The following is a 6,806-nucleotide window of genomic DNA, read 5'->3' on the forward strand; positions in this document are numbered from 1 at the left end:
TCTACGAGTTTTTGGGTTGGTTACGAGAAATACCGAGATCAACCCGGTTTCTGAGATTTACGCAGAATAGATATCAAATGAGTTCTATATTGTCCACATCGATTTTAACAGAATCGTAGAAATAAGTTATCTGGAGCATAACTAGACCAGTAGCTGTTTTCTGTTCCGAAGACCAGTATTTTTCAGCCTCTTCCCTTACCGTCACTTTCCAAGCTTTGAGAAGAGCTCGCCTACGAGCTTGTTGTGATACAGGTGGGCCATCTACTATGAACTCAAATCTCGCCAAAGTATTTCTCAATAGAAGATTGGGAATTACTTTATCACTTAACTACCGCCCACTGAGTAATCGGTGCTAGCGGTTTCCAACCGAGAAAAGATCCGATCGCCCCAGCGCGCTGAATCCCAATTCTAATCAATTCTCCGCCATGCAAAGAATGCCATTGCAGCACCGTAAGTTCACTCTCAATAGTCACCGCATTCACAACTAATCGGCCACCTTCACCTAAAGCATTCCAACAAGTTTCCAGCAAAGCTTCTGCGGTGACACCGCCACCGATGAAAATTGCATTTGGTTGAGGCAAATTTGCCAAAGCAGCGGGCGCGTCTCCCGCGATGATTTTGAGTTCGGGAACACCCAAATTAGACGCATTTTCGGCAATGTATTCCAGTCTAGTTGCATGGCGTTCGATCGCGATCGCCCGACAACTCCGATGACTCCGCATCCACTCAATCGCGATCGAACCGCAGCCCGCCCCCACATCCCACAGCAACTCCCCCGGAATCGGCGCTAACGCACACAGCGTAACGGCTCTAACCTCCCGTTTCGTCAACTGTCCATCGTGGCGATAGGCTGCATCCGGTAAGCCAGAAGTGCCCGAAAGCAGCAGAGTTTCGCGATCGGCTACAACTGCAATGGCGATCGTATTCAAATCGGCTAAATCCGTCGCATTCCAAGCTGCTGCAACCCCCTCGATCCGCCGTTCCGCCTCCGACCCCATCCGCTCGAACACTGTGATTAAACTGCTGCCAAACCCCCGCTGTGTCAACATTTTCGCTACAAGATCGGGCGTATGTCGATCGGCACTCAAGACTAGCAAGCGTGTACCGGGAGACAAAGCTAGGGCGATCGAGGCGATCGGGCGATTTGTTAAACTGAAAGTCTCAACATCCGCCAGCGCCCAACCCAAACGCGCACAAGCCAGACTAAAAGCCGATGCTGCGGGAATCACAATCATTTCCGAAATCGGAATGCGGCGCAACAGCGTGACACCAATCCCGTGACACATCGGATCGCCGCTTGCGAGCACGCAGACAGACTCGCCGCGACGGCTGATGATGCTGTCGATAGTTGCTTGTAGCGGCGAGCTCCAAACCAAGTGTTCGCGAGTGTCGTCGGTTGGTAGCATTGCGAGGTGGCGCGCGCCGCCGACAATGATTTTAGATCGATCGAGTAACGATCGGGCGATCGGGCTCAATCCCAAAAGTCCGTCTTCCCCAATTCCCACCACCGAAAGCCATTTCTGCATTGCGCCCTGACTGCTAATTACTACTTATCAATTTTCAATAATAATCTGGGATTGCTATTTTATTGAGAAACACTCTGACTTGAATTGTATAAATCTTTGATTGATACATCTAACGCAAATGAATCGTCAAAAACAATCAACCCTGATTATCTACGGAATTGCACTTACACAATCATTAGGATTAATGAGTTGTACAGCATTACCTAACTTCAATCCGCTTAAGATTGGCGAGCATAAAGCTACCCCTTGCCTCGATTACAAATTTGAAAATGTCAACCCTTTAATTGTAGGTAAAACGACTAAAATAAAAATAGGAGAACGCAGTGATTCTGATTGTATCGTATCAGCGTTTGCCCGTTCCGATAAATCTTGGGTATGGTTGTCTAAAAATCCAGGAATTATCACAATTGTTCCAGATGGAACTGTAACTGGAATTGCACCGGGAAAGTTTGTTGTGTTGGCTAAAAAAGGTAAAGAAACACTCCAGATGTCCGGTACTGTTTATCCGCAAGATTGGAATGTTCGGATTCAACCGGAAGTGGCAACAGTGCGCGTGGGCGATCGCATTACCTTTGCAATGATAGCTTCTGATTCAACTGGTAAATTACTTCCCCCGATATCTTGCAGCTTTCGGACTCCAGACTATCAACAATATGAGCCTAATGTACCCCGCAGACCTGACAATCCGACACCTTTGCTCGATCGCTCTTTTTACCACATGGGCGCAGAACCTGGCACATTTCGAGCGCTACGCCCCGGAAACATTACGATTACAGGCAAAATGGGCGATCGCCAAAAAGAAGCAAAATTAACTATCAAATAAAATCAGCGTTGTTATTTTATGAATCTTCGCAACCAAATAATTGTGACATTTACTGTTTATCCACTGCTCGTATATGTGATAGCATATGGGATGGTTTGGATTAGCCCATATTGGTACGACGGCAAACCAGACCTAGAATATATCCCAGTCTCAGAACGTTGGTCATTTGCTCTCATTGTATGGTGGTTTTTGCAGTCTTGGTGTTTGCCATTACTCTTTGGTGCAATAGGGTTAATTTTATATTTGGACAAACGAAAAAATCCACCACACAGCTAGAATAGGTGAAAAATCTATCAGATGTTTATTAGACCTTTTGCAAAAATACCTGGGACGGGCAAGATGCCCATCCCACAAAAATTTTTTCTCTTGTGGGATGGGCATCTTGCACGTCCGAAAATTTGATTAAAAGGATTTTTGCAAGAGGTCTATTGTACAGTCCTGGACGAAAAAAACGTATTTCTGTCACTGCGAGGCTGAGGTAGAAATCTCAAAGCTTTGCTACACCTGGAATATTCCTCTGTACTGGCGAGATCCTATTAGCAACTATACAAAATAACCAGCCATTTGTTAAGAAATTTAATATTTTTCGCTGCGGGCGATCGACTTATGATACATTTCTGAAACCTGAAAGCGGGAAAGTCCGGTGCAATTCCGGCGCTGTGCCGCAACTGTGAAAGTCAGAATGCCGATTTCAGGGCGCTTTTGGCACGTTTACCAGAAAAAATTGGTTTAAAGCCTCTCTTTTGTAGGGAGAAATTAAAATCAGATTATTGATGACTCCAATCGTCTCCCTGACCTGGAGAGGTCGCACTCATCTGTCAACTGTCAACTGTCAACTGTCAACTAAATTGTAAGTTCCCTGCGTCGCACGGGGAAGGAGATTATTTGTTAGCTTTGACTGATTTACCGACTTGTCCGGGCTTATTTTACGGTTCCCAAGCCCGAGACGGAGTTTTATCGAGGATGCGGATTCCGGGGGGAATTTTAAATGTACAGCAGTGTTGGTCGATCGCCAATTTGATCGATCGCTACAGTACCGGCTCTTTGCAAGTCACAAATCGGGCAAATTTGCAAATCCGAGAATTGCACTCAGAAATTCCCCCGTCGGTTTGGCGCGAGTTACAGGAATTGGGATTAGCATCTCGCCGCGTTGAAGTTGACCCAATTCGCAATATAATGGCAAGCCCAACAGCAGGAATCGATCGCCAACAGTTAGTTGATACTCGCCCGCTGGTTGCAGCTTGGGATGATTATTTGCAAACTCATCCCGAATTATCGGAACTTTCCGCTAAATTCAGTATTGGCTTTGACGGCGGCGAAACAGTTTCGATCCGCAATCTACGGAACGATATCTTATTAGTAGCAGAAAGAATCTCGACCAAATCCGAAATAGTTTTTCGGCTGTACTTGAACGGCGATACAGGAATTATCATCGAAGAATCGCAATGTATTGCAGTATTAGCAGCCCTAACTAACGTATATCTTGAATATACCAAATATCAGCCTCGAATTAATGGCAAAAAACCGCGCTTACGTCATCTACTCGCTGATTGGGACGCTGAAATTTACCTAGAAAAAGTAGAGCAAAACTTACCGTTTGCATTCCGGCGAAGGTCGATCGATCTTTCAGAAAGAGACATCTCCCAAAACTCTTGTGGGGTAGGCATCTTGCCTGCCCCTGAGAGGCTTTTGACCGCACATTCAAGAGCGATCGCACGCAACAGCAATCTAGGCATTCACCCCCAACGACAGTCCGATTTCTCCTACATCGGCATTGCACTGCCTCTCGGTAGGCTAGAATCAAAGCAACTGCGAAATTTAGCAAATTTAGCCCAAAATCTAGCCAGCAGCACCCTGAGACTAACGCCGTGGCAAAATCTGGTGATTTCCGACATCCCCAACCCCCAGGTTTCTGAAGTCAAACAGCAAATCGCCGAATTAGGATTGCACTCATCCGCAACTCGCCTAGATTCTTGCTTAATTGCGTGTGCCGGTAGCAGTGGCTGCGCGTCATCCGCGACAGATACTCAAAGTGACGCCCTAGCAATGGTAAGGGATTTAGCCCAAAAACTGACGATCGACCGATCGATCAATATCCATTTCAGCGGCTGCGAAAAGTCCTGCGCCCAACACCAGCCGATTGACATCACCCTAGTAGGAACTCAGATTCAACGAGAAAACCAGACGATCGCAGCTTACAACATTTATGCAGGTAAAAAAGACTTACCCTTTGGACGGCAAATCTTCCCAGCTATCAGTGTACCTGAGATGCCCAGGGCGATCGAGCGAATGTTGCGAGTGTACCAGCAAATGCGAGAACCGGGTGACTCATTCAGTGAATTTTGCGATCGATGGGCGATCGCAAAATTGCAAGAATTTCTTATTCCCAAAAATCAGAATTAAAAAAATATATCCCATTAAAACAGACAAATTGTAATAAATTCCCCTTCTCTTTCTTCCTTCGCGCCTTCGCGATTCATTAAAAAAGCTATTCCACAAATCAAACAAACCACCCATAGCAGTTTCAAATAAAGTTAAGTACAGTCTTTTAATTCCCAATTTCCAATGCCCAATGCCCAATGCCCAATGCCCTGTTTGGCCAATGCCCAATGCCCCACCCTTCGACTTCGCTCAGGGCGAGATGCCCCATGCCCAATGCCCAATGCCCAATGCCCAATGCCCCATGCCCAATTATTTAAATGATTGACTACATCCGAGACGGAACAGAAATATACCAAAAATCCTTCGCCACAATCCGCGCCGAAGCAGACTTGTCAAACCTACCACCAGACTTAGAAACAGTCGCAGTACGACTAATTCACAGTTGCGGAATGATCGATATCGTTAAAGACTTAGCAGCTTCCCCCTTTGCCGCCACCCACGGGCGCCAAGCCCTCGCAGCAGGCGCGCCGATTCTCTGCGACGCCCGCATGATAGCCGAAGGCATCACCCGCAAACGCCTACCCGCCGACAATCCAGTGATTTGCACCCTCTGGCATCCCGAAGTCCCGGAATTGGCGCGGCAAATCGGCAATACTCGATCGGCAGCAGCCCTCGATTTGTGGCTAGATAAGTTAGATGGTGCAGTTGTCGCGATCGGCAATGCCCCGACTGCTTTATTCCGACTGCTAGAAATGTTGGATGCTGGAGCTCCGAAACCGGCGTTAATTCTGGGTTTCCCGGTAGGATTTGTGGGGGCGGCGGAATCCAAAGCTGAACTCGCTGCCAACAGTCGGGGAGTGCCATTTATCGCGCTACACGGGCGGCGCGGTGGCAGTGCGATGGCAACAGCAGCCGTGAATGCGTTAGCTAAAGAGGACGAACTATGACTAAGACTACTGGTAAATTGTACGGATTGGGCATCGGCCCTGGCGATCCAGAATTGATTACATTGAAAGCTTATCGGATTTTGCAATCGGTGCCGGTGATTGCGTATCCGGCGATGGAAAACGGTAAGGTGCTCGCGCGGGCGATCGTCGCAGATTATTTGCGAGAAGAGCAAATTGAAATTCCGATGCCGCTGCCTTTTAGTCCAACGCGATCGTCTCAACCGTATTACGATATTGCAGCCGAGAAAATTGCCGCCCACCTCAGCGAAGGGCGGGATGTGGCGGTTTTGTGCGAGGGCGAACCTTTTCTCTACGGCACGTTTATGTATTTGTTTAACCGATTGTCGGACAAATTTACCACGGAAGTTGTGCCGGGAATTTCTTCGACAATGGCGAGTGCGAGTGCGTTGGGAGTGCCGCTGACTTACCGCAACGATGTGTTAAGCATTATGCCTGCGACGCTGGATGCTGATGTTTTGCGCGATCGGCTAGCGCTGGTTGATGCTGCTGTAATTATTAAGCTGGGGAGGCACTTTGCGAAAGTCCGAGACGTGTTGATTGAGTTGGGACAGTTCGATCGCGCATTATATATAGAACGCGCAACTATGCCAAATCAGAGGATTCGGGCGATCGGCGATGTCGAGCCCGGGGAGGTTCCCTACTGGGCCCTAGTTATGATACCCAGCCAGCAAAAGTCTGTATCTTGATCTCGCTTCAAGAGAGATATCGGCTTCACAACCGGAGTCCTATATCTCAAACAAACTTTACAAATCAGAGATATCCGCCAGATTTATCTGTGGAATCAATCAAAAATCTCCGATCTCTTATCTCAAATCAACTGACTATCCCGTGCCTGAAAGCGACGCGCTTCCAGGCTTTCTCTTTTTTAGTCAATTCTTTGGTCTTTAGCAGCAATTCTTACAGCCCATAACTCCAGCTTATACCTTACATCAGTTAATCTGTTGTTACAGGTCTTTACAAAGCTTAGAAGATACTTTATATTTATTTACATGGCGGAACACAAAGCCGTCACGAACATTGAAAACCAAATAAAGCAATCATAAACACATGACAGCCACCTTACAGCAGCGCGAAAGCGCCAACCTTTGGTCGCAGTTTTGCAACTGG

6 protein-coding genes and 1 riboswitch are annotated in these 6,806 nt (G+C 47.2%); of the genes, 4 read left to right on the forward strand and 2 right to left on the reverse strand.

The window, feature by feature from the left end:
* Nucleotides 1-320: 320 nt before the first annotated feature.
* Complete coding sequence (gene cbiE / locus QZW47_RS28980) at nt 321-1,526, reverse strand: precorrin-6y C5,15-methyltransferase (decarboxylating) subunit CbiE (protein WP_293135580.1); 1,206 nt, start codon at nt 1,524-1,526, stop codon at nt 321-323.
* Nucleotides 1,527-1,710: 184 nt separating this feature from the next.
* Between cbiE and QZW47_RS28985 the strand changes: the two genes are divergently transcribed.
* Nucleotides 1,711-2,349, forward strand: a complete 639-nt coding sequence (locus QZW47_RS28985; RefSeq protein ID WP_293135583.1) for a hypothetical protein — start codon at nt 1,711-1,713, stop codon at nt 2,347-2,349.
* Nucleotides 2,350-2,965: 616 nt separating this feature from the next.
* Nucleotides 2,966-3,073: riboswitch (adenosylcobalamin-variant (AdoCbl-variant) riboswitch) on the forward strand.
* 161 nt (nt 3,074-3,234) lie between these two features.
* Nucleotides 3,235-4,752: a precorrin-3B synthase gene (cobG, locus tag QZW47_RS28990; RefSeq protein ID WP_293135586.1), complete on the forward strand. Its 1,518-nt coding sequence runs from the start codon at nt 3,235-3,237 to the stop codon at nt 4,750-4,752.
* Between the two features lie 145 nt (nt 4,753-4,897).
* Here the strand turns inward: cobG and QZW47_RS28995 are convergent, their stop codons facing one another.
* Nucleotides 4,898-5,026, reverse strand: a complete 129-nt coding sequence (locus tag QZW47_RS28995; RefSeq protein ID WP_293135589.1) for a hypothetical protein — start codon at nt 5,024-5,026, stop codon at nt 4,898-4,900.
* 22 nt (nt 5,027-5,048) lie between these two features.
* On the opposite strand from QZW47_RS28995, the gene QZW47_RS29000 reads away from it, so the two are divergent.
* Both QZW47_RS29000 and QZW47_RS29005 read left to right on the forward strand, forming a co-directional pair.
* Nucleotides 5,049-5,678, forward strand: a complete 630-nt coding sequence (locus tag QZW47_RS29000) for a precorrin-8X methylmutase (protein WP_293135592.1) — start codon at nt 5,049-5,051, stop codon at nt 5,676-5,678.
* The gene (locus QZW47_RS29005) at nt 5,675-6,385 is read left to right on the forward strand and encodes a precorrin-2 C(20)-methyltransferase (protein ID WP_293135595.1); all 711 of its coding nucleotides are present in this window, start codon (nt 5,675-5,677) and stop codon (nt 6,383-6,385) included. The genes QZW47_RS29000 and QZW47_RS29005 overlap by 4 nt, the downstream gene beginning before the upstream one ends.
* Nucleotides 6,386-6,806: the final 421 nt, after the last annotated feature.

The sequence above is a fragment of the Microcoleus sp. bin38.metabat.b11b12b14.051 genome (assembly GCF_013299165.1).
GTDB lineage: Bacteria > Cyanobacteriota > Cyanobacteriia > Cyanobacteriales > Microcoleaceae > Microcoleus.